This is a genomic window from Legionella yabuuchiae (assembly GCF_900640115.1).
Lineage (GTDB): Bacteria > Pseudomonadota > Gammaproteobacteria > Legionellales > Legionellaceae > Legionella_A > Legionella_A yabuuchiae.
The window spans coordinates 31,191-54,531 of sequence record NZ_CAAAIW010000013.1 but is presented as its reverse complement, the minus strand read 5'-3'; the positions used below and the strand labels follow the sequence as shown (position 1 = coordinate 54,531).

The following is a 23,341-nucleotide window of genomic DNA, read 5'->3' as shown; positions in this document are numbered from 1 at the left end:
TGAGCCATTGCTCGCTTTTTAAAATGTGGCAGGATAAAAAATGAAGGCGCCGCCCTTTCACGCATGAAACAAATTAATGTCGTTACCGTTACTTCACAGCAGCAGGTGCTTCGTCAGACCCTGCTTCGGGTGGGTGATAAACGGCTTGATTGGCAGGTTTGTTTATGAGCGCCCGCAGCGAATAAACCAACGCCAGATAACGTTGCTGCTATGCCCATCGTCGCCAAGGCAATGCCAGTTGTTCCAATGGTGTCGACATTTAACACGGTAAATGCAACAGCGATAGCGCTTATTCCCACGGCGGCTATAAAACCACCCCATATCATCATGCTAATATTTCCTAGCAAAGGGGGAGCATGCTTGGCTATTTCTTGAGTTGTTTTGTGAAGCCCATAACGCTGTGCTAGTTGAAACGCGGTATTGCCATACTTATCCCGTGCCTTTAAAATCTCGCTATTGCAATGTTGGCTTGCAAGAATTGCGTTCACGGCTTCAGTTTGTCCCTTTTGGACAGCCCGTATCAACGCGCTATTACCTTCTATATTTTGTGCCTTTAAAAACTCGCTATCACAATGCTGGCTTGCAAGAATTGCGTTCACGGCCTCAGTTTGTCCATTTTGGGCCGCCCATATCAATGCGGTATTGCCATATTCCCCCCGCGCCTTTAAAACCTCGCTATTGCAATGTTGGCTTGCAAGAATGGCCTTCACGACTTCTGTATATCCGCGGCGGGCCGCCAATATCAACGCGGTATTGCCATCTTTATCCTGTGCCTTTAAAAACTCGCTATTGCAATGCTTGCTTGCAAGAATGGCTTTTACTTCATTAGTTTTTGCCCACTTGGCCGCCCACATCAACGCGTTACAGCCATCTTCATTTTGCACCTTTAAAACCTCACTATCACAATACCGGTTTGTAAGAATGGCGTTCACAGCTTCTGTATGTCCTTCGCGGGCCGCCCATATCAATGCGGTATTGCCATACTTATCCTGCGCCTTTAAAACCTCGCTATTACAATGTTGACTTGCAAGAATGGCATTCACTATCTCAGTGCGTCCAAATAGGGATTGGGCCGCCAATATCAACGCGGTATTGCCATTTTTATCCCGTGCCATTAAAACCTCGCTATTGCAATATTGGCTTGCAAGAATGGCTCTCACTACCTCAGTGCGTTCTGATCGGGCCGCCCATATCAAAACGGTATTGCTATCTTTATCCCGTACCTTTAAAACCTCGCTATTGCAATGTTGGCTTGCAAGAATGGCTCTCACTGCCTCAGTGCATCCTAATTGAGCCGCCTGTTTCAACGCGGTGTTGCCATCTTTATCCTGTGCCTTTAAAACCTCGCTATTGCAATGCTGGCTTGCAAGAATGGCATTCACTACCTCAGTGCGTCCAAATAGGGATTGGGCCACCAGTATCAACGCGGTATTGCCATTTTTATCCTGTGCTTTTAAAACCTCGCTATCACAATGCTGACTTGCAAGAATGGCGTTCACAGCTTCTGTATATCCGCGGCGGGCCGCCAATATCAAAGCGGTATTGCCATCTTTATCCTGTGCCTTTAAAAACTCGCTATTGCAATGCTGGCTTGCAAGAATGGCGCTCACGGCTTCTGTACGTCCTTCGCGGGCCGCCAATATCAAAGCGGTATTGCCATCTTTATCCTGTGCCTTTAAAAACTCGCTATTGCAATGCTGGCTTGCAAGAATGGCGCTCACGGCTTCTCTATGTCCGTTGCTGGCCGCTTCCATCAACGCGGTATAGCCCCAGCTATTCCGCGCCTTTAAGACCTCGCTATCACAATGCTGGCTTGCAAGAATGGCGTTCACGGCTTCTGTATGTCCTTTGGTGGCCGCCTGCATCAGCGCGGTATCGCCCCAGCTATCCCGCACCTTTAAGACCTCGCTATCACAATACTGGCTTGCAAGAATGGCTTTTACTGCTTCTGTATGTCCGTGCCGTGCCGCCAAAATCAACGCGGTATTCCGATAAAGCCTATCCTGCGCCTTTAAAACCTCACTATTGCAATGCGGGCTTGCAAGAATGGCCTTTACTACTTCTGTATGTCCGTACCGGACCGCCAATTGCAACGCGGTATTGCCGTCTTTATCCCGTACCTTAAAATCATCCACTGAGTTAACTTTTTTAAGGTAAAGCGCAAGCGTTAATTTAGACCGTGGGCGGCATTCAAATAATTTGGCAATAGCAATTGCCGGGGCATCGCTTGCAATCAGTGGCAAGTGGCAATCTTCAAGATGTATCGCCTCGCAACTGGCAGGGCTTGCGTTAATGGGCAATAAGCAGTCAATAAAGCGCGCGTTATCTAAATTCACGCCGAAGAAATCATGACCTCTTAGGTCCATATGTTGAAAGCTTATCCCTTGAAGGTTTAAGTTCGCGGTCATTCCTTGAAGCAGGGCTTCTTCTACTAGTAAGGGAAGCAGTGCAAGGTCTTGTTGGCCAATTTGACCCTCCTTATTTTGCGCAACCCCGCTCATCAAAGCGATAATCTGTTGATTGGTAAGTTGACTTAACCATAACGCCTGGTGAGGATTGTTTTCTGCCATAATGGCTTGTTGGCTTTTAAAATAAGCAAGATAAAAGCATTGCGCAGGGAAGGCTAATTGTTCTTCCTGAAGGTTATTTTTAAGAAAATTACTGATGTCTATCGCCGCGCCTTCAGACGTTTTTTGCTGAAACCATTGTGTAATAAACTCTTTTGCAAAAGCTACCTTCTCATCAGAGCTAGGGCTATAACCATGGGCTTCAAGCAGCTTACTAAAGGCTTCTTTTTCTTTTAAATACTCAGCCAGGCATTGAATGCCCTGATTCATTATCTCTTGTGCCGGTTTCTCTTCAAAAAATATCTTCTTATCCAGCTCTTCTTTTTCATAAGCCATCATTAAAGCAGATAGCTGATGGCTTATTTTATGGCATGAAAGCGGATAGGAAGGATAATCCCCACGGATGGCTTCAATCGTAGCTGCAATTTGTTCTTCCGCAATATTTTCACCATCTAACGTGCGCTCAAGGGTCTCTGCTCGCGCTTCAATAAACGCATGGTATGTTTCTTTATCTTTCTCTTCCTGGTCATAGTCTTCAAACGAGAAAAAACGCACCAAGGCCAAATGATGCTCGGGCTCTTCTTGTAATAACTCGCCCAGCGCCTCGCCTAGGACGCGAATGGTAACGATATTTGCCGCATCGCCTGTTAGCTTTACGTCCGCGGGAAAGGCATCAACTAAACGATGTAGCGATGCCAGTGATGAGCCCAAACGATGGCAAGCGCCACCGGCACAACTGTGGCGGCCTTGGCCATAAGCTGTAGCGTTATCATAAAGCGTATTTAAAAGCGCTATTTTTCTTGCTTCAAGGCGCAAAACGCCATCTTTATCATCGCTGTCTTCAGGAAGTAGGCGTTCTTCTTTTTCATTGGCAGCTAGCCAGACGAGACTGGTCAGCTGTGCAAGAGTGAGAAAAAATTCTTTTTTCTTATCATCTTGAACGTTTCTAAAACTAAATTGCCCCGGCGTTTTAAAGCAATAATTCAGCCCTTCTTTCATTTGTCTCGCTTTATAAGCGCGTAGGCTCGGGTGGTTTTCAATAAAGGAGGTTATTTCTTTAAAAGTCTTTTGGCATAGCGCTTCATCAAGCGCAAAACCTTTGCCCTCAATGTAATGCTCGTACAGTTGAATAGTATTTTTGTGGGCAAGTTGACTAATCCTAGAGTCATGGACATTTTGAGCGTCATCAGCCAGTGCGGCAAGGCCTGCTTGTGCTTGAGGGAGGGTTGGATGCTGATATCGGTTTTCAGCCGCTGTTACTATTCTTAAAATATCGTTTAGCGCGTTTTCCTGATTGTGCGCAACTATGTATTGCCGCGGCGTTAGGCCGGCAAGCGGTTGCGTAGGGTTAATAAGGGGAGTGCCGTCTCCTTTGATATAATCAAGCAAACACTCAACCACCTTATAAGATATGGACTTGCCTTGGGGGGGCATTAAAGCCCACCAAAGCGCTGATGCGCCGTTGGGGCTAATCGATGCGTAATTTAATCCCTCATGTTCAGCAATAAACGCTCTTAACGCAGCGACGTCTTGGTTGTCAATTAATTCTCTAAGTTTAGTGGGCATGGGAGTTGGTGGCTCTATAATTGGTAGATGTGTATAATTATAAATCATTCAGTATAGAAACTAAAATAATAATACTCAGAAGTGGTGTAACAAGCAGCTAATATGGTCAGAGATAAAAAATATTTTCTTATTTCTAGTTGGGTTAATTAATGGTTGAATTTGACAAAATACAAGAACATTGTTGACTATGAGAATTTGTCAATTCTAATCTAGCAGGCGTTGGCTAGAAAATGGTAAATTTTGTGAGGATCACTTAGTTCGCGGGTATAACAACTCTGTTTAATGGAAAGTTAACTGGACTAAACAATGTTCTTTTTTTAATAAGGCGAATACTTGACTTCGCCGCGGGTATTCGGGATACGTGTTTTTTCACAAAGCCCATGTTTTAGCGATAGAAACTAATATACCATTGGATAATCTCTGTACCATAAAAAAGAGCGATAAGACCTGCTATACATAGGTATGGACCAAATGGAAGAGGGGTATCATGTGATTTACCTTTAAATTTAAGATAGCTTATGCCAATGACTGCGCCAATCATGGAAGAAAATAAAACAATGAACGGTAGAACGGTCCATCCAAACCAAGCTCCAAAAGCGGCAAGTAGTTTGAAGTCACCATGCCCCATACCGATTTTTCCGGTTAATAAATAATACAGTTGGATCAATGCCCACAAACTTAAATAACCTACTGCTGCTCCTAGCACAGCGTTTGGAAGTGGTGTAAATAGTGACAGCATATTCGCAAACAGTCCTATCCAAAGTAGACTTAAGCTTAATGAGTCTGGAATGAGTTGGTGTTGTAAATCTATAAATGCGATAACAATCAAGAGCCAAATAAAGAGCAAAGCAAAGACTAGAGTTAGTGTGTAACCAAAATGCCAGGCAGCGAATAAAGAGAGCACTAAACAAAGCGCTTCCACCAAAGGATATCTAATTGATATTCGTTTTTTACAACAGTGACTTCTTCCTCTTAATACGCAATAACTTAAAATAGGAATGTTATGCCATGCTGGGATTGGGGTTTTACATTCAGGACAGTGGGAACGAGGGGTAAAAAGGTTAACTTTTTCAATAGGCGGCTCAGGTAATTCTAAAAAATTTCGGCATTCTTTTGTCCAGCTGGCGATCATCATGAGAGGAAGACGATGAATAAATACGTTAAGCAGGCTTCCTACACATAAACAAAATATCCCAAAAACGACAGTAAAGGCAATTGGGTAAAGCACAATGAATTCACTCATTATCTCATACTACCGTTCCAAGTTTAAAGATGGGTAAGTACATGGCAACCACAAGACCACCAACCAAGACTCCTAATATTGCCATGATTAGAGGCTCTAATAAACTGCTTAGTGAATCAACGGCATTGTCGACTTCTTCTTCATAAAAATCAGCGACTTTTTTGAGCATTTGCTCTAACGCTCCTGACTCCTCTCCAATAGCAACCATTTGAACAACCATATTTGGAAACATCTTTGTATTTTCCATCGCCACTTGCAATTGCTGACCGCTTGAGACTTCTTCGCGGATATTTTCTGTTGCTTTGGCGAAAAGATAGTTCCCAGTTGCGCCAGAGACGGATTTTAATGCATCAACCAATGGAAGACCCGCAGCAAACGTAATTGAAAGGGTACGTGCAAATCGCGCAATAGAAGCTTTTTCAATAATGGGTCCAATGATTGGAAACTTCAGTAAAAAACGATCGATATTGTGCGCAAATGTCTCTGAATGCTTCATGGAGTAGATAAACCCATAGACACCAAGCCCAACTGCACCAAAGATGATGTACCAATAGGCTTGAAAAAATTCCGACATGGTAATTACACCTCGAGTAACGGCAGGCAAATCTGCGCCAAAGCCTTCAAACAAGGATTCGAATTGAGGCACCACAAAGATAAGTAGTCCTGCTGTAACCACAAAAGCAACGACCATAATGGCCATGGGGTAGGTAAGTGCTTTTTTAATTTTCTTTTTAATCGTTTCAATTTTTTCTTTATATGTTGCAACTTTGTCCAACATGGTGTCCAATGCACCTGATTGTTCTCCAGCATCAACTAAATTACAAAAGAGATCATTAAAATGCTGAGGATATTTTTTAAACGCTTCGGCGAGTGTTGTACCCGATTCCACGTCCGTTTTAATATCCTCAATAAGCTTTTTCATACGAGGATTTGCTTGCCCACGTGCTACAATGTCAAACGCTTGGACTAAAGGGATTCCGGCTTCAATCATGGTCGCCATTTGACGGCTGAAGATGGTGATATCAGCAGCTTTGATTTTTTTACTGCTTTTTCCAAATAAGGGAGCCCGTTTTTTTACGATTTTTCGCGTAATCACGCCTTGCTTTCGTAGTTCTACTTTAGCGATAGCGATACTTTGAGCGTCGATCGTTCCGTTGATTTTTTCACCGGATTGATTCACCCCTTCCCAGTTAAAACTAATAAGTGTGTTTGATATTTTTGCCATATTTATATTAATCTAATGTTACTCGGTTAACTTCTTCTATTGTGGTAATTCCTTCTTTAATTTTCATTAGCCCAGACTGATGAATGGTTAACATTCCTTCTGACTGTGCAAGCTTTAAAATGTCCAGGGAATTTCCTCCTTCCATAATTAAACGGCCTATACCTTTCGATATGGGCATAACCTCAAATAAACCAATTCTACCTTTGTAGCCATGATTACATTGAGTGCATCCGGCGGCTTTATAGACCTTGATGTCCTTAATGTGTTCTGGTGAGAATCCTAATTCGATTAAACTTTTCTCCGTAATGTCAGCATGGGGTATTTTACATTGTTCGCACAAGCGGCGGATGAGGCGTTGAGCGATGATTAAACTGACTGAGCTTGCAATATTGTAAGAAGGGATGCCCATATTGACAAGTCGAGTCAAAGTTTCTGCAGCGCTATTGGTGTGTAGGGTTGATAGAACCAAATGGCCGGTTTGAGCAGCTTTTACAGCAATTTCTGCGGTTTCTAAATCACGGATTTCTCCAACCATGATGATATCTGGGTCTTGACGTAGAAAAGACCGTAATGTACCGGAAAATGTAAGACCTGCCTTGGGATGAATGTTGACCTGGTTAATTCCTTGCACTTTAATTTCCACCGGATCTTCGGCGGTGGAGATGTTTTTTTCAGGCACGTTAAGAAGATTTAATGCGGTATAAAGGGTCACGGTTTTACCGCTTCCTGTTGGCCCTGTTACAAGAATCATCCCTTGGGGATGACCTATGGCTTTCATAAAATGTTCCTTTTGAATGGGATTAAATCCTAGGGCTTCAATGCCTATTTTGGCAGCGCCTGGATCTAGAATCCTCATCACAACTTTTTCACCACCTACGGTCGGGCAAGTACTGACGCGAAAGTCTATTGCCTTTTTGGCTGATAATTTCATTTTAAATCGACCATCTTGTGGCACTCGGCGCTCGGATATATCAAGATTTGACATTACTTTGATGCGAGCAGCGATTCTTGTGGACAGACTGATGGGAGGCGAAGTAACTTCATTTAGAATGCCGTCTTGGCGATATCGGATACGATAAGCACGTTCATAGGGTTCAAAATGGATATCAGAAGCACCTTTTTTAATGGCTTCCACCAGAATACGATTTACAAACTTAACAATTGGAGCATCTTCACGCGAAAGCGCTGTTTCATCGCCTTCATCCTCTTCTTCATCGGTGCTGATTTCAAGTCCTTCAATATCCTGACTTTCATCAAAAAAGCTGGCTAAGCCTTGCGACTCTTGCTCGTTAAGCAATTGGTCAATAAAGTCACTTAATTTGTCTGTTTCAACGACCAGTGGCATGGAATGTAGGCCAGTGTGGAATTGAATTTCTTTTAATGAGCCATTTTTGCTGGGATCATCAATAGCGAGATAAAGTTGCTTCCCACGTGTAAATATAGGAATTATACCATGCCGTCTAATCAGTTTGTTGCTCACAAGATCGGTCGGAATGGATTCAACATCAATACAGTCCAGATCTAGCAAAGGAATGCCAAAATTATTTGCAAGAGATAATGCAATTTCTTTAGCTGTTAGGATGTCGTTATCAATTAAATACTTTTGGAAACTCGTCTTACTGTCAACAGCAAGCCTCTGATAGCTCAGTGCATTTTCTCGATCGAGTAATTTTTCCTGGACGAGTAGCGAGCCAATTACATTTAAGTGTGTATTTTCAGTAATTGCCATAATATACAATTTGATTAATATATGATAACTATAGACAATAAAGGTAGGTACTGCATACGCTTTGATTCTCTAAGTTATCCTGCGAGGTAAACCTATCTTAAGCTAGGGCTATTCATTTTTCTATAACTTTACGTATGTTGCCTTTCATAAGTCCTCAAACAAAGCAGAAATCATCCCTTATTCCTCTCTGTACATGACAAAAAACCTGTCATGTACAGAGCTTATTCCTTTAAATATGTTTTTTGGTTGTTTAAATTATAGTACAGTGGTAGCGAAAATTTAGAAAATCGAGTTCGTCTGTAGATAACTAAGCTCGTAGCCTAAATTGACCTAATATCTAATAAAAAAGGTGTTAATAGAGGATTAAAGTAAATTGGCAACCGATGCACTATCAAAGCAGTATCGTTCCCTGGACGATTGGTTTGAGACAGCTCAAGGCGAGCGTGTTGCCCATGCGTTTGCAAAGGAATTAGAAAAGCACCAAGAGTTCCTTTATGGTAAATCGCTACTGCAACTTGGCAATTGCGGAACCAATATCTGGCTGAAATCAATGCATTTTTATTATAAATGGATAGTAACCCCATATCTTAATATTCAAAATACCTCTTTGATGTCATCAATTACGTCGCTTCCGTTAGAAAAAAACAGCTTGGATTGCTTAATTGCACCCTTTACACTGGAGATTTTATCTCTCGATAAAAATCTAATTGTAGAAATTGATAGAATTTTAAAACCTGCCGGATATGTAATATTTTTCGGTATAAACCCTTGGAGTTTTTGGGGGGCATCTGTAAAATGGGGAAATATTGATTATTTAAGTCATGCTGTTAAATATTTAACGTCTTCCTTTAGCATTAAGCGTATTTTACTGAACTTGGGTTATAATCAGTATTTACATCATAGTTTTTATTACATACCTCCCGTATCTAAGGAGAAATACATCCTTAAGCTTGAATTTTTTAACGAAATTGGCAAAATGCTTTGGCCTTTTCCAGCAGGGTTTTACTGCTTGATTTTGCAAAAGAACGAATATGCTTTTTCGGGATTAGTTCCAGCCGATGACCTAGGGTTATTTGTGGAGGGCAAGCCATCTATGTCGCTCAGTGGAAAGTTAATTCATCAGTAAGTAGAAGCGATTGGAAGCGCTTCGTCGCTTTTAGGACGCGTTTTCTTTACTCGGGTTACTCGTTCTTCTACGTAGACCGATTTATTTGGAACATCTAACATTTAAAGATGGCCGGAACAAGTAGAAACACTTGTTTGAGAAAGCAATAATAGCCGATAGGCCTTGCTATTCAATTCTTACAAACACGTCGGGAATGACTAAAATATTGGTAATAAATTTGAACAAATGCCTTTGGCTTTTGTATAATGCGTTTTTTCTATTTGGGTACTGCAATGTCGAATAAAACATTATATCGCATTACTTTTTCATATCTGGAAGCGATCTATGAGATTTATGCGCGCAAAATATGTGAAAGTGATATGTTTGGATTTCTAGAAGTGCAGGACTTTGTGTTTGGAGAAAACTCTGCATTAGTGGTTGATCCTTCTGAAGAACGCCTAAAGCACGAATTCCATGGGGTTAATCGTACTTTTATTCCTATGCACTCTATTTATCGAATTGATGAAGTTGATAAGGTGGGTGATGTGAAAGTCAGAGATAAGGGTAATGAGCCAGGTAAAGTGAGTATGTTCCCTATCCGAAATAAAAATCCAGATTAAATTGAGCCTTATATGAATCCTATTCATAACGGCTTTTTCATCCTTTACAACTTGGAACTATAATGACCATACCAGCCAAAATTAAGCAAGTTTATGAAAAATCTTCTCGTCTATATACAACTCTTGAAGTGGAGGCGGCTCTGGATAGAATGGCAATTAATATCCATGAAAAACTCCATGATAAAAATCCGGTTATTATTTGCGTGATGATCGGCGGGTTAGTTCCTATGGGAAACTTATTGCCTCGACTTGATTTTCCACTAGAAGTGGATTACGTCCATGCTACACGCTATCAAGGCGATATTCGCGGCGGCGACTTGCATTGGAAAGTAAGGCCAAGCGCAAACTTGAAAGATAGAACGGTTCTGGTGGTGGATGATATATTAGATGGAGGCGTCACGCTTGCGCGAATTCTCGAAGAAATTAATGTATTAGGCGCTAAAGAAGTTTACAGTGCTGTGTTGGTTGATAAACACCATAAGCGAGTTGAACATGGTCTAAAGAAAGCAGATTTCGTGGGTTTAGAAGTAGATGATCATTATATTTTTGGTTACGGCATGGATTATAATGAATATTTGCGCAATGCTCCTGGAATATTTGTCGTAGCTCCAGAACATGAGTAAGAAAGCTACCCGTGATCGTTTAAAATACGACGGTACAAAAATTAAAGGCGTCTAAAAACACGCATTTTGAACGATCATGGGTATATCTGGGTACGAATTTTGAAAACGTCGTTGCGAGGAGCGCAGCGACGAAGCAATCTAGAGACTTTGAGGTAGTGAGTGACGACTTCAGTGTTTCATAAAGATCCTCCCAATAAGGGTTTACCTTTTGAATCAAAGCCAAACTTCTTTTTTTCTTGAGCCACCTTTTATCTGCTTTTCTCTGCCGTGTCGCGTAACAAATCAAAAATAGCGGATAGCGTTTCGCCCATGTTTTTTTGATTTGGATCGCCTTCTGCAAATGTCGCCACTCCCCGTTTTATGAGCCCAACAAAAAGCAATACTCAATAATACCAGCAATTTTTCAATGCGCTCAGGTTGTGTTACCCGTGTATCCTCAACATTAAATCCACCTCCTTTGAGGCATGAAAAAAGCATTTCTATTTCCCAGCGCAAAGCACTCCATCCGTGACTTGTTCCATAAAAAATAACCATTTAAAATACCAACCAGCCCATAGATATTCATTCCTGACTCCATGTCATTTTCTTGACGGAAAAAATAGGGATTATCAATGAATCAGCGGGCTACTTTAATGCATTAAGGCCCCTAGATTGCTTCGTCGCTGCGCTCCTCAAAACGACGTTTTCAAAAATCGTACCGTACAGAGATCTGTGACAAAGAATGATTGAATTTTTCAGGTGCAACTTAAATCGTAAGCCACTTTAATCCGAATGTATTAAGCAAGCTTTTTGTGCACGGGAAATTCTTTTAGGGCGGAAGCAATATCCTTATAGAGCTCAGGCAACCAACGAGGCTGAGCGAAGTTGCTTGTTGCAGCTTTTTCTAAGCGCAAATCATTGGGCGCGATGATGATTTTTACGTTACTTAAACCAACCCGCCTTACCAGCATAAATAGCTGATCAATGGCTTTATTACCGACAGCCAAACATCCAACGGAAGATGATTTACCATGTAAAAAAATATTACCCCCAAGCTTTTTTCTACCATCTAAACTAGCTTTTAGGCGATCAAACGAATTAGGATAGTTAATCATCATGGATAAGTGATGAGCGCTGTAAGGATTAAAAGAGGTTAATCGATATATTCCTTCAGGAATTTGTAAATCATGCTCTTTTAATTTGGGGCCAAGGCGGCCGCTAAACGCGGTTAAGGGATAAGTATGAATGTAACGCCAAGAGGCGGATTCATCCTTTGCCCATAATTGAACATGGCGTTCTTTTTTGAAGGCTAGCAAAGCAATCTTTTGCGGAGGATATTGAACGTCAGCCTGATTAAAATAAGATTTAAGCTGCGGCTCTAACGGCAATCCATAGCGTTGGATTGCTCTATCAATCGCTTTGCTAAGTTGAAGCTTGGGGGCCATTGCATGCGAAGAAGAGTTAATTAAAATTAATATCGCAATGAGTAAATATGGCATAATGCTAATACTACATTAGTTTTATTGATGGTAACAAAAATAAAGGATTACAACAATTTGCAATCACCAAGTTACAGGTTTTTTATGTCAGGCCTTTCAACAAACCAACGGACCGTAATTAATCGTTTGCTGAGTTTTCCCGATCATTTTTATTTGGGAACCAGCCATAAGGAGTCTGCCCAGCTAAATATTGTTTGATAAACAGTTCTGGCGGAAGTTTAAGAATGTCCGTTTTTGCAATCAGAACATAATGGTTTGGGCACAAGTAATGCATTTTCCCATCCGGTGCGACCTTATAAAATAAAAAATCATGAGCACAAAATTCATTTTTATCGAAAGTTGCGACCTGGATGACCGTTGTGTCTTTCAATGTGTTTTCAATAAAATAAGCATTTATCCATACATTTATTAAAATGATTGCGCTTGCAAAAAAAAGAATAGTAAAAAGAACTAACGTTGGGTAACGAAATTTACCTTGCATTTCTTTACTAGCAATTCCAATGTAAAACAAGGCAATGATTAAAATGATAAAGCTTAGGCTGTAGATCAAGGCGTTTTTATAACCGAAGTAATTACCAAAGATTTCACCACCTGCTGTTTCATATTGAAGCAAAATGCCAATTAATGATACTATCAACGAAGCCAGGACAAATCGTTTGCGTTTTTTAACCATTCCTACAAGAAACAAAATAAGGGCTAATAAAGGAATCAAGTAACCGATTGTGTTCAAAATTATATTCATTTCAACATCCTTGGCTTTCGCAATAATTAATGTACATCCTACCCGGAGATACTAATGTATATCTATCTTCTCTGAGCACGGATGCTATATTACCTCGCAGTTTAGAGTTAGGATAGCATTAGTGCTGTTACTAGGGCGTTCCCTAAGCTTTATTACGCCTCACTGTTCTTGTAAAAAGCTAATCCTGCGGCTCTATAACTAATAATATAACTGGTGTAACGGAAAGGGGCAATTGTTTACTGTCGACATTATTTAAATGAATCATTTTAAACTTAAATTGTGATAAGGGCTGAGTGATCCATGTAAATAATTGAGCGCCGTCGATTACGCTTTGCGTCTCTCTCTTCTCGAGATGTTGATGAATACTTCCTAGCCAAATTGGTGATGAATAGTTTTTTAAATGAAAGTTAGATCGCCAAAGCCTTAAAATTAAAATAGGGTGGTTTTCATTTAGCTTGTAGGTCATAACCAGGGCTGGTTTTAGATTTTGATACAACTGTGCCATTAATGGTATTTCTTCATTGTTACTTAATCCACTTGCTTTTTCCAACAATGAAAAAAAGAACGAAGTGGTTTGTTTTTTCCAGCCAGCTTGAGACAGCTGTTCTTCTAATGAGCGAATATTTCCCGCAAATTGAATATTAAATAAACCTGTTTTTTGTCCAATTCGGTTGGTGGTGTAGATGGGCAATATAATATTCGTCTGATTCCACCAGGCATGTTTAGTGAGTACATATTGCTTATGATAGGGCCGGTGTTCTTGTAGCATATGGTTAAAATAAATGCCATATGAAACAGCTGTCCCAAACAGCAAAGCTAGGCAGGAAAATACAATGGGAAGATGGGAGCGAGCTATTTGATAATGCTTTCTTCTATATAAAATCCAATGCCCAAGGCATATAGCAAAACCGATACTATAAGCGCCCAATACCCCAGAGATCCAATTATCCGCTAAATAAATTGCGCCGATGCCGGCTATAAATAAGATCGAAACTAAAGTGATTCGGATGGTTAAGGTAATCACGGTGCGATATTGCGTGCTAATGTAGAGTATCAAAAACCCAAATAAGGCTGTAGCAAAGGTGATGTTTGTGGAAGGGTAAACCTGTTTGATCTTGTGTTTGGTAATAATGGCTGCTTGTGGCACATGAATAAAGTGATTCAGGGCATAAACCACCATTGCAGTAAGTACAGTTAGGCTTAACCAATAAGTCAAGGTTCTCAAATCACGGTGATAAATGGTATAAATCGTAATTGATAACACTAGTGCGGATAATGATAACGGATGAATAAATAATGAAATAAGTATAAAAAACGCATCAAAATGTTGCGTTTGTAATGAATGGAAAAAATATTGAATCGGCTTATTGATTAACGAAATCCATTCGCTTTGAGTGACCAACGCGGTTAAAGCGATCGAAAAGAAAAGACATAACAGGAAAATAATTAAAAGAATAACGGTGCGGGAATGATTCTCTTCATCATCCGGAGTCAATTGGCGGATATAAATCCCAATTTTAGGCTTTTGACTGAGAGTAATCCAAAACCGATGAAGCTTATCTTTTAAGAAAAAGTGGATACGCACTAAAATCCATTTAATTCCAACGCTTAATAACCAAGTAAAAACAAGAAACACTAAAATCAAGATAAAAAGACGACTAGCGTTTTCAGCGGAAAGCTCGCTGCTGGCTGCACCAATAAGTACTCCAGGCATTACATAAACAATCGACCAGCCAATTGCTGAAGCAACATTGGCTAATAAAAAATGCCAGCGATTCATATGCATCATGCCTGCAATAAGAGGAATAACCGAACGTAAAGGACCAATAAATCGGCCAATTAAGACACTTTTACCACCATGTTTGGCGAAATACTCTCTGCCATATCGGAGCCAGTTTGGGTAACGACTAAATGGCCACATATTCGGAAGGCGATGTTTAAACTTAGAGCCTAGAAGATAACTTGCGCTATCTCCAGCGACTGCTCCTAGTATCGCAGCAAAAAGGGTGAGATCAATCCTCATGACCCCAGAGCCTGCTAAGATGCCAATCGCTGTCATCGTCACAGAGCCGGGAATAATACTACCGATAATGGCTAACGACTCTGTGAAGGAGATTAAGAACGTAAAGAACAGAGCCCAATGAGGATTGGCGTAGATCCAAACCGTTAACGGTTGTAAATAATCCGAAAATAAAGTCATGGTTCCTGTTCAAAAGAAGTTAAAAAATAGTGGGCAAATTGTTGCTTAACAGCTTCCAATTCCACATTAGGAATAAAATCTTTTATTTGCACCATTTCCATTTTTTCAAAACCGCATGGGTTAATTCCTTTAAATGGGCCTAAATCCATGGCAACATTCAGTGCGATCCCATGATAGGTACAACCATTTTTTACACGGAGTCCAATTGAGGCGATTTTCTTATCATCCACATAAACTCCTGGCGCGCCACATTTAGTTTGAGCGTTAATCTTAAGATTGTCCAGCAATGTAATAAGAACTTCTTCTAACCGGCAAACTAATGTGCGGATTCCCATATTTCGACGTCGCAAGTCCATTAATACATAACCAACGAGCTGACCGGGACCGTGATAGGTAATTTGTCCACCACGATCGCTCTTTATAACTGGGATATGTTGAGGATTTAAAAGATGTTCTGGTTTTCCTGCTTGTCCCTGAGTATAGACAGGTAGATGCTCAAGCAACCACAATTCATCAACGGTATGTTCATCCCGAGTTTGGGTGAATTGTTTCATCTTGTTCCAAATCGGCTCATAAGGTTGAACTGAAAAATGACGGATATGTATCATTTATAACACCATTTTTACATCAGGATGGTTGCTTAATTCCAAGTACAACGCATCTAGAGATCGCTGATTTTGGGCGCGGACAGTTATTGTAATGGAAACATAAGTTCCTTGAGCGCTAATTTGGGTTTGAAACGCTTCATCTTTTAAGTCTGAATAATGTTTTAGTGCAATATTTTTGATGTCTGCAATAAATGCTTTCTCATTTACCCCAAAAATTTTAATAGGGAAGTCACAAGGAAACTCAATTATTGGCTTTTGATCAGTCATTGTTCGTTCTTTATAAGTTGCTGATAACGGTTATTAATGGTTTCCCAATATTGCCATTTGCGTATATCACCGGTTGTTTTGTCGTTAATTTTAGCGACTGGGAAAATTTCTTTTGTCGTGCTGGTGATCCAAACTTCCTTTGCTGCAAATATGTCATCCTTATTAATTTTATTTTCTTGAAAGGTCCAGTTTAACGAGTTTACCAATTCTATCGTAAGCTGTCTTGTAATCCCAGGCAAACATAACCCATCTGTTGGAGGCGTTCGAATCACGCCATCGGCATCAACAATAAAAACATTGCTAGAACTTCCTTCCGTTAAATATCCATTCCGTATTAATAATGCAGTGTCTGCTCCAGCTGAAACGGCTTCATCATTAAGCAAAACATTCGCAAGCAAGGAGGTGGCTTTGATGTCGCATCGCTTCCATCGTATATCTTCGACTAACCGCGCATTTAATCCTTGTCTTTTTTGAGTGGTTGTAAAGTAGGGCATATTCAAGGTAAAAGCCACAACCGTTGGTGTGAGATCATGAGATAAGTCATGATTACGATTTTCTTGCCAACCTCGGGTAATCTGTAGATAAATTTGCATATTCCCCGAGCCGTTCTGGTCAATTAACTGATCAAAAATAGTACGCCAGTCACATTGGGGTTCAGTTATACGAGCACTTGCCAAGCTTGAGGCTAAGCGCTGCATGTGTCGATCAAAAAAACAAAGGCGGCCTTGATAAACTGGGATAACTTCATAAATGCCATCGCCAAACAAAAAGCCTCGGTCAAAAACCGAGACTTTTGCTTCAGAGGAGGGTACAAACTTACCAGCAATGTAGACTATTTTTTCCATGCTGATAGCACGATGCGCCTAAGATCCAAACCAGTTTTTAAAGGTAAGCCTCACACTATCCTTCATTCTGGTATATAAGCCGCCCTTAGGAGCATCTTCAAGGGCATATAAAGATCGGGTTGTAAGAATATTTTCATCAAACTTGATGATCAATTCACCGACCTGGTCGCCTTTGTTGATCGGTGCCACTAAATGCTTCGGCACTTTGGTGCTGATGCTTAACCGTTTATATTGGCCGCCCGGGATAGTAACAAATTGATCTTCAAGAATACCTACAGTTAATTGATTAGATTTTCCTTTATATAATGGGAGTTCGGTAATAGAGGTACCCCCTTTATATAATTGATGGGTTTCAAAAAAACGAAACCCATAATTCAGAAGGCGTTCACTATCATCTGCGCGAGCGGTTTCATTGGGGGAACCTAGAACAACAGAGATTAAACGCATATTATCTTGTTTTGCTGAGGCGACTAAACAATATCCAGCATCGCTAGTATGCCCAGTTTTAATTCCATCAACTTGATTATCACGCCATAAAAGACGGTTACGGTTTGGTTGTCTAATGCCATTATATGTAAACCATTTTTGCTTATACCAATGGTAATATTGAGGGAAGTCAGAAACTAGAGCACGTCCTAAAATCGCTAAATCCTTAGCTGTAGTGTAAAGATTTTGATCCGGCAATCCCGTACTATCTGTAAAATGACTGTTTTTCATCCCAATCATTTGAGCTTGCTGATTCATGATCTCAGTAAAGCCTTGCTCACTACCACCTAAATGTTCAGCCATGGCTACACAGGCATCATTACCAGAATCGACGATAATTCCTTTTACCAAGTCTTCAATACTAACCTGTTGTCCCTCTTTCACAAACATTCTGGAGCCGCCTGTTTTCCAAGCTTTTTCACTAATTCGGACGTTATCCTCTAGTTTGATTTGCCCAGATTTCAAAGCATTTGAAATGACATATAGAGTCATCATTTTAGTTAAGCTGGCAGGTGGTAATTTTTCATCGCTGTTTTTTTCAGCAAGAATTTTTCCGCTATTTGCATCAATTAATATATAAGCTTTTGCGTTTAATGTTGGTGGGGCAGGAGTAATCAGGGGCGTATTATCCGTCCCAGGATTTTTAAAAACATTGATGTTATCTGCTGGGTTGGCAATCGTCAGACTTAAATTAAACATGAGAAGTAAGAACAGCAGTGGTGTAGTCAATGCTTTTGATAAACGGTCCATTTTGTCACCTGGTATTAAATATTAAAAAAATGAAATTATACTATCACAGTTGAAGTTGCGCGACCAACGAGGAAATGTGTTCACAGCGATTTTCAACCGCATAGGCGGTACTTGTGCGCCAGCTCATTTTCGCTGCAAGCCAAGTTTGTGGCAATGATCTTAAACTGCACATTCCTCTTTGCAACTTATCTAAGAAACGCTATATTTTTTTCTTGAACTCGGATAAATTCAGCTTTTTTGGAGTTTACTCCTGAAAAGCCTACGTACTTTCAAAGTAAAGCTAGGTTAACTTAAACTTGATTTGTTGAGAAGGATCATGCGCTTAATTTTTTTATTAATACTGAGTTTCCTAGCCAGTTGTCAGTCCAAGAATGTCGATCATAAGCACTCAATAACCCCTGAGCATAAAAAAGATCAACAATATTCCAAGAAGAACCGTTACGAGATTACGCCTACAGAACAAGATGGCGCACCTAACGGACCGCATCCAAAAAGGTTTAAATCAGTGACTCCAGTACCAGAAATTACGAGCCGATATGGCAATCCTGGTGAATATCGAGTTAACGGAAAGGTTTATGAGGTTATGCGCACAGCTTCAGGATACCGTGCTCGTGGATTAGCTTCTTGGTATGGTACTAAATTTCATAGCAAGCGAACTTCAAGCGGTGAGCCCTATGATTTATACAGTATGACAGCGGCCCATAAAACCTTACCCTTGCCTACTTATGTCAAAGTGACTAACTTAGAAAATCACCGTGAAGCCATTGTAAAAGTAAACGATCGAGGTCCCTTTCATGAAGGTCGCATCATAGACTTATCCTATGGAGCGGCTCTTAAGTTAGGCTTGCTGCCTAAAGGAACCGCACAAGTTGAGGTGGTGGCATTAACGCCTAAAAATACACCCCAACAAGAACTTCATTATTTTCTGCAAGCAGGCGCGTTTACAAAGCCTGAACAAGCTAAAAAGTTACTCGCTTCGATTGCAAAACTTACCCCGTCCCGTTTATTTATCGAACAGTATAACCAGTACTATATCGTTAAAGCTGGTCCATTTACTGATAAAAAGCATTCCGATGCATTAAAGGTAACTTTAGCGAAGCATGGAATAGGTGGAGCATTTTCTGTTTTGCAATAACAAATTAATGTAAACATTTACTATAATTTTTGTAGGCTAGGATTTTAGCCGTTTTTGATTATCATTCCCAAAAAAGCGGGAATCTTTCTCATAGGCCATATTATGCATAGATCTCTGACCAAAATTGCTAAAGTCCAATACAAAGAGATATTCAGGATACAGAATTTAAAAAAATATTTGTTGCAGTCTCTATTCTGAACTCTAAAACCGGAATCTCAAACCCTGATAAAAAGAAGGTTTCATTCAAAATGGCAGATCAACTTAAACAAGACATTCAAGGATTCAATCAAGATGTGTTGATGCATGAGTTAGAATGCGCTTTTTATATTCGTAAAGAATTAATAAGGTATCTTCAAAGTCTTGGATTTGATTCAAACGCCCCTACTTATCCAAAGCTTATTGCTATGATCGATGATAATTTAAAAGCTTTGCTCAATACAAATAATCAGGAAACCTTTCAACTAGCACTGCAACGTTTTAATGAGTTCATTACAAAACTTATTTCACTTAGAGATAGTTCAACAGAGCCTGCTTCTTTTGATGATGGGCAAGATCCAATCGGAAAAGTGAGAGAGTATCTAAAAGAATTATCTGAAACACGGAACACTTACTTGAACAAGGCCAATAATAAGAGAAGATTATTTTTAGATGCTGGTTGGATGAGTGCTGGGGTTGGCTTAATTGTAGCGGCATCTGTATTGGCCATCGCATTTCCTTGGCTTCTGGTGCCAGGAATAGTGATAGGAGCCGCTATTCTCGGTTATGGTACAGTTGATTTTAGTAAAGCTACCGCTGAGTTGTATATGGAATCGAAGTATCCGGAACTTGGCGAGCGTACCCTGAGTGAAGAAAGAAAGAGTAAATTGCAAGCCCTTGAACAAGAAATGAAGGATTTTTCTGTAACCTCTTTGATAGCAGAACATCAACACCAACAAAATAAAGAGCGTCAGGAGAAACGTTTTTTTTCTAGATTAGGGACAGGATTATCGTTCACAGGTTTATTACTGGCATTTACCAGTTTAGCAGTTATTTTTGTTCCAGTTCTAGCAATACCAATCGTTGGGGTCGTACTTTTAGCTGTGGCGTCAGTAGCAACGGCCATTGCGGCTGTTAGCGTATTGGCTGCCGCACACAATAAAGAAAAGCTACTTCTTAAACAAGCTGAGCTGGAGTTTGAACAAGCCACACGTAACGATGAAGCGCTAATTTCTGAGGTATCTCAGTCATTAATACCTGCTGACAATGCTGCAATAATCCTTAAGAAGCATTCTGATGAACATTTGAGAGAGACTGATTATGCTTCTTCTGTAACCCCTATTGAATCGAATTCTTCGTTATCGGAAGTTAGCAGTCCTACTGACGAGGTTGAGTCTGAATCTGAAGGGGATTCTGATGCTGAAGGGGATTCTGATGTTGAAACGGATATCGCAGAAGATGGGGTATCAGATAGAGTCGACGATGAGTCGGAGGATGAAGAAGGGGATGTATCCAATGCTTCCCTAAAAGGTTAATGGCAAGATCCTAATTGGCTACAATTGCGAAAACGGATGAGTCCATATACGTTGCCTAATAAAATATTTTTTTTCTTATCTAGGGGTTCTATAGGATCGAAACGACTATTCTTTGAATAAGCACTTGTTTAAACTCATATTTTCTTGTACATGACAGATTTTTTCATGTACAGAGCTCATTTTTATAGTAACAATTTGTATTTATCATTTCGCTTGATACAATGCGATAACTCAAGACCTTAATGAAAACCCTAATGAATGCCATGCCCATTGTTCCTGGTAAGATCACGTCCAATCAAATTCGTGCACTAATTAGCAATGTTTCTCCAATTTCTCTTGACTCGGGATGCTGGGAGAAAGTAGCCAAATCCGAACAATTTGTTAAACATATTATCCAGCAAGATCGCACCGTATACGGCATCAATACTGGGTTTGGCTTATTAGCGAATACATCAATCTCTTTAGAAGATTTGACAACGCTTCAGCGTCGGATTCTCTTATCCCATGCCGCGGGGATGGGTGAGTTACTTCCGGATGAGATCGTAAAATTGATTTTATTGCTCAAAATTAATAGCTTAGCTCGCGGTTTTTCAGGCGTGCGAGCAATCATTATTGAAACGTTAGTCAAGTTTTATAACGCGGGTATTTATCCTTGTATCCCAGCTAAAGGTTCTGTTGGAGCTTCTGGCGATCTAGCGCCATTAGCGCACCTATCGTTGCCCTTGGTTGGAGAGGGTACAGCTCGATATCAAGGAAAAATAATTTCTGGATGTGAAGCCTTGAAGCTTATTTCACAAGAACCATTTGAGCTGGCTCCAAAGGAAGGATTGGCGCTCATTAATGGCACCCAAGTGTCAACGGCGATCGCATATTATTATTTACTGGAAGCTCAAGTTCTTCTAGCTGCCAGTGTTGCAATTAGTGCACTTTCAGTGGATGCGGCACTTGGCTGTGATACGGCGTTTTATCCTGAAATTCATGCAGCCAGAGGACAGGAAGGTCAAATACAGGTTGCAAGAGTTTTGCTCAATTATTTAAAGGGAAGCGACATCAGGCAGTCGCACATGAATTGCGATCGCGTGCAAGACCCTTATTGCCTACGCTGCCAACCGCAAGTGGTTGGTGCGAGTCTTGACAACATGCGTTTTGTAGAAACGATTTTAACTAGAGAAGCGAACGCGGCTACCGATAATCCGTTAATTTTTACTGAGATCGATCAAATATATTCTGGTGGAAATTTTCATGCAGAACCAGTTGCGCAAGGGGCAGATATATTAGCAATAGCATTATCTGAAGTGGGGGCTATTGCAGAGCGCCGAATCGCTCTATTAATTGATCCAAATTTTAATGGTGGATTACCAGCGTTTTTAACTCAAAATCCAGGATTAAATTCTGGGTTTATGATTGGTCAGGTAACCGCCGCGGCGCTCGCAAGCGCAAACAAGTCATTAGCGCATCCAGCTAGCGTCGATAGCATTCCTACTTCAGCGAATCAAGAAGATCATGTTAGTATGGCAACGTATGCGGCATATCGCTTAAAAGAAATTATCGAAAATGTATCCGGTATTTTAGCTGTTGAGTTGCTTGCTGCTTGCCAAGGGATTGACTTGCGCAGACCTCTGAAAACGTCCGATACCCTTGAGCAATGGATTAGTTTAGTCCGAAAAGAAGTTCCATTTTGGTCAGAAGATCGTTTTTTTGCTAAAGATTTAGAAAAAGCAAAGCCAATGGTAAAACACATTGGCCAGGAGCAATTTCACTGTTTCTTTAATTAATCGAAAATTAATGTTCTTTTTAGCTCTCTGAAGAATCAACGATAACGCGGGTTCCTTTCATGCCATACCCCGGAAGGTCAATGAATTCTTCATTCAACCATCGCGCATCTTCAATAAAAATACGGACACAGCCATGACTGGCGCGATAGCCAGGAACAGTGTCACTGCCATGGAGGGCAAAACCTCTAAAAAAATGCATGCAATAGGGCATTTCTGCGCCACCATTTTCACCATTCGCACGACGTGGAAAGGCAGTCGATACACAGTCTATATCTTGTTTGCGAATAATGCGAAATGAGCCTGATGGCGTTTTACAATAACTATCACGTTGAGAGCACTTTCCAGAACCAGATGATAATGGACCCCACCAAACCAATTCGCCGGTTTCATCATAGGCGCCCCAAGCCAGCTTTTTCTGGCTGACGTAAATGGCTTTTTCGCCATTAGTTTCAATATATCTTGGAAAAGGGGAGACATCGTAGATGGTCAATCGCTCAAGATTTTTAGGAATCGCAAGCGTCATTCCTTTACGAAGTCGAATGTTCATTCGATTAATACGACGTATGATGTCTCGTTCTTCCATGTTTGGAAATAGACTGTCCCAAGTTTCTCCTTGTTTTACTTTAATGCAAAAATAATCGGGTTCATTACAAAGTGTTTCCCCAAATCGCCCTTTAGCAAGCGCATAAGGACTAGCCAAGACAATGGCAATGATTGTGCATAGGGTAATGAACATTTTCATAACTACCTCAACACGTTGTTAACGTTAATAACTCTATCAAGGTTAACGGCGTATTTAAAAAAAACTTAATAAGTGGTTAAATACCTAAGATACTTGGGTATAATAATCCCCATCATTTTATTTC

The 23,341-nt window shown here is 40.5% G+C and carries 18 protein-coding genes and 2 pseudogenes; 6 read left to right on the top strand and 14 right to left on the bottom strand.

What is annotated here, in order from left to right:
* Positions 1-113 precede the first annotated feature (113 nt).
* The 4 genes from E1O47_RS06580 to pilB all read right to left on the bottom strand — a co-directional run bounded on the left by E1O47_RS06580 (position 114) and on the right by pilB (position 8,330).
* Positions 114-4,133 carry an ankyrin repeat domain-containing protein gene (locus E1O47_RS06580; RefSeq protein WP_165475053.1) on the bottom strand — a complete coding sequence of 1,340 codons (4,020 nt, stop codon included), beginning with the start codon at positions 4,131-4,133 and terminating at the stop codon, positions 114-116.
* Positions 4,134-4,518: 385 nt separating this feature from the next.
* On the bottom strand, positions 4,519-5,379 hold the full coding sequence (locus E1O47_RS06575; RefSeq protein ID WP_207384298.1) for a prepilin peptidase: 861 nt from the start codon (positions 5,377-5,379) through the stop codon (positions 4,519-4,521).
* Position 5,380: 1 nt separating this feature from the next.
* Positions 5,381-6,601 carry a type II secretion system F family protein gene (locus E1O47_RS06570; RefSeq protein WP_133130466.1) on the bottom strand — a complete coding sequence of 407 codons (1,221 nt, stop codon included), beginning with the start codon at positions 6,599-6,601 and terminating at the stop codon, positions 5,381-5,383.
* A gap of 7 nt (positions 6,602-6,608) precedes the next feature.
* Entirely contained in the window at positions 6,609-8,330 is a 1,722-nt protein-coding gene (gene pilB, locus E1O47_RS06565; protein WP_133130465.1) for a type IV-A pilus assembly ATPase PilB, read from the bottom strand.
* A 373-nt stretch (positions 8,331-8,703) separates the two neighbouring features.
* Here pilB and E1O47_RS06560 point away from each other — a divergent pair, with 373 nt between their 5' ends.
* The 3 genes from E1O47_RS06560 to E1O47_RS06550 all read left to right on the top strand — a co-directional run bounded on the left by E1O47_RS06560 (position 8,704) and on the right by E1O47_RS06550 (position 10,678).
* Positions 8,704-9,456: a methyltransferase domain-containing protein gene (locus tag E1O47_RS06560; protein ID WP_133130464.1), complete on the top strand. Its 753-nt coding sequence runs from the start codon at positions 8,704-8,706 to the stop codon at positions 9,454-9,456.
* A gap of 272 nt (positions 9,457-9,728) precedes the next feature.
* On the top strand, positions 9,729-10,055 hold the full coding sequence (locus E1O47_RS06555; RefSeq protein WP_133130463.1) for a DUF1820 family protein: 327 nt from the start codon (positions 9,729-9,731) through the stop codon (positions 10,053-10,055).
* A gap of 62 nt (positions 10,056-10,117) precedes the next feature.
* Positions 10,118-10,678: a hypoxanthine-guanine phosphoribosyltransferase gene (locus tag E1O47_RS06550; protein WP_133130462.1), complete on the top strand. Its 561-nt coding sequence runs from the start codon at positions 10,118-10,120 to the stop codon at positions 10,676-10,678.
* 169 nt (positions 10,679-10,847) lie between these two features.
* Here the strand turns inward: E1O47_RS06550 and E1O47_RS12635 are convergent.
* The 9 genes and pseudogenes from E1O47_RS12635 to E1O47_RS06505 form a co-directional block, all read right to left on the bottom strand.
* Positions 10,848-10,942 (bottom strand): annotated as a pseudogene (locus E1O47_RS12635) (GIY-YIG nuclease family protein); the annotation flags it as partial.
* A gap of 21 nt (positions 10,943-10,963) precedes the next feature.
* Positions 10,964-11,176, bottom strand: a pseudogene (locus E1O47_RS06540) (IS4-like element ISLpn9 family transposase); the annotation flags it as partial.
* 278 nt (positions 11,177-11,454) lie between these two features.
* Positions 11,455-12,156: a L,D-transpeptidase family protein gene (locus tag E1O47_RS06535; protein WP_242602037.1), complete on the bottom strand. Its 702-nt coding sequence runs from the start codon at positions 12,154-12,156 to the stop codon at positions 11,455-11,457.
* Positions 12,157-12,274: 118 nt separating this feature from the next.
* Positions 12,275-12,898 carry an MFS transporter gene (locus tag E1O47_RS06530; protein ID WP_133130460.1) on the bottom strand — a complete coding sequence of 208 codons (624 nt, stop codon included), beginning with the start codon at positions 12,896-12,898 and terminating at the stop codon, positions 12,275-12,277.
* A 178-nt stretch (positions 12,899-13,076) separates the two neighbouring features.
* The gene (locus E1O47_RS06525) at positions 13,077-15,098 is read right to left on the bottom strand and encodes a VTT domain-containing protein (protein WP_133130459.1); all 2,022 of its coding nucleotides are present in this window, start codon (positions 15,096-15,098) and stop codon (positions 13,077-13,079) included.
* Entirely contained in the window at positions 15,095-15,703 is a 609-nt protein-coding gene (gene lipB, locus E1O47_RS06520) for a lipoyl(octanoyl) transferase LipB (protein ID WP_423202760.1), read from the bottom strand. The genes E1O47_RS06525 and lipB overlap by 4 nt, the downstream gene beginning before the upstream one ends.
* 3 nt (positions 15,704-15,706) lie before the next feature.
* Positions 15,707-15,973, bottom strand: a complete 267-nt coding sequence (locus tag E1O47_RS06515) for an HP0495 family protein (RefSeq protein ID WP_133130457.1) — start codon at positions 15,971-15,973, stop codon at positions 15,707-15,709.
* On the bottom strand, positions 15,970-16,818 hold the full coding sequence (locus E1O47_RS06510; RefSeq protein WP_133130456.1) for an aminotransferase class IV: 849 nt from the start codon (positions 16,816-16,818) through the stop codon (positions 15,970-15,972). Before E1O47_RS06510 ends, E1O47_RS06515 begins: the two co-directional genes overlap by 4 nt.
* An 18-nt stretch (positions 16,819-16,836) precedes the next feature.
* Positions 16,837-18,054, bottom strand: coding sequence for a D-alanyl-D-alanine carboxypeptidase family protein (locus tag E1O47_RS06505; RefSeq protein WP_133130455.1), 1,218 nt, complete (start codon positions 18,052-18,054; stop codon positions 16,837-16,839).
* Positions 18,055-18,370: 316 nt separating this feature from the next.
* Here E1O47_RS06505 and E1O47_RS06500 point away from each other — a divergent pair, with 316 nt between their 5' ends.
* The 3 genes from E1O47_RS06500 (at position 18,371) to hutH (ending at position 22,475) form a co-directional block, all read left to right on the top strand.
* Positions 18,371-19,189 carry a septal ring lytic transglycosylase RlpA family protein gene (locus E1O47_RS06500; protein ID WP_133130454.1) on the top strand — a complete coding sequence of 273 codons (819 nt, stop codon included), beginning with the start codon at positions 18,371-18,373 and terminating at the stop codon, positions 19,187-19,189.
* Positions 19,190-19,437: 248 nt separating this feature from the next.
* Complete coding sequence (locus E1O47_RS06495; protein ID WP_133130453.1) at positions 19,438-20,700, top strand: hypothetical protein; 1,263 nt, start codon at positions 19,438-19,440, stop codon at positions 20,698-20,700.
* Between the two features lie 242 nt (positions 20,701-20,942).
* Positions 20,943-22,475, top strand: coding sequence for a histidine ammonia-lyase (gene hutH, locus E1O47_RS06490; RefSeq protein ID WP_165475052.1), 1,533 nt, complete (start codon positions 20,943-20,945; stop codon positions 22,473-22,475).
* 19 nt (positions 22,476-22,494) lie between these two features.
* Here hutH and E1O47_RS06485 read toward each other — a convergent pair whose 3' ends face one another.
* A complete protein-coding gene (locus E1O47_RS06485; protein ID WP_341272534.1) occupies positions 22,495-23,211 on the bottom strand; it encodes a L,D-transpeptidase in 717 nt (238 codons plus the stop codon).
* Between the last annotated feature and the right edge of the window lie 130 nt (positions 23,212-23,341).

Bases quoted from the DNA above. Each gene is read 5' to 3' on its own strand.
- E1O47_RS06580 (WP_165475053.1), bottom strand. From the start codon at position 4,133: ATGCCCACTAAACTTAGAGAATTAATTGACAACCAAGACGTCGCTGCG.
- E1O47_RS06570 (WP_133130466.1), bottom strand. From the start codon at position 6,601: ATGGCAAAAATATCAAACACACTTATTAGTTTTAACTGGGAAGGGGTG.
- pilB (WP_133130465.1), bottom strand. From the start codon at position 8,330: ATGGCAATTACTGAAAATACACACTTAAATGTAATTGGCTCGCTACTC.
- E1O47_RS06555 (WP_133130463.1), top strand. From the start codon at position 9,729: ATGTCGAATAAAACATTATATCGCATTACTTTTTCATATCTGGAAGCG.
- E1O47_RS06550 (WP_133130462.1), top strand. From the start codon at position 10,118: ATGACCATACCAGCCAAAATTAAGCAAGTTTATGAAAAATCTTCTCGT.
- E1O47_RS06535 (WP_242602037.1), bottom strand. From the start codon at position 12,156: ATGCCATATTTACTCATTGCGATATTAATTTTAATTAACTCTTCTTCG.
- E1O47_RS06530 (WP_133130460.1), bottom strand. From the start codon at position 12,898: ATGAATATAATTTTGAACACAATCGGTTACTTGATTCCTTTATTAGCC.
- E1O47_RS06525 (WP_133130459.1), bottom strand. From the start codon at position 15,098: ATGACTTTATTTTCGGATTATTTACAACCGTTAACGGTTTGGATCTAC.
- E1O47_RS06515 (WP_133130457.1), bottom strand. From the start codon at position 15,973: ATGACTGATCAAAAGCCAATAATTGAGTTTCCTTGTGACTTCCCTATT.
- E1O47_RS06510 (WP_133130456.1), bottom strand. From the start codon at position 16,818: ATGGAAAAAATAGTCTACATTGCTGGTAAGTTTGTACCCTCCTCTGAA.
- E1O47_RS06505 (WP_133130455.1), bottom strand. From the start codon at position 18,054: ATGGACCGTTTATCAAAAGCATTGACTACACCACTGCTGTTCTTACTT.
- E1O47_RS06500 (WP_133130454.1), top strand. From the start codon at position 18,371: ATGCGCTTAATTTTTTTATTAATACTGAGTTTCCTAGCCAGTTGTCAG.
- E1O47_RS06495 (WP_133130453.1), top strand. From the start codon at position 19,438: ATGGCAGATCAACTTAAACAAGACATTCAAGGATTCAATCAAGATGTG.
- hutH (WP_165475052.1), top strand. From the start codon at position 20,943: ATGAAAACCCTAATGAATGCCATGCCCATTGTTCCTGGTAAGATCACG.
- E1O47_RS06485 (WP_341272534.1), bottom strand. From the start codon at position 23,211: ATGTTCATTACCCTATGCACAATCATTGCCATTGTCTTGGCTAGTCCT.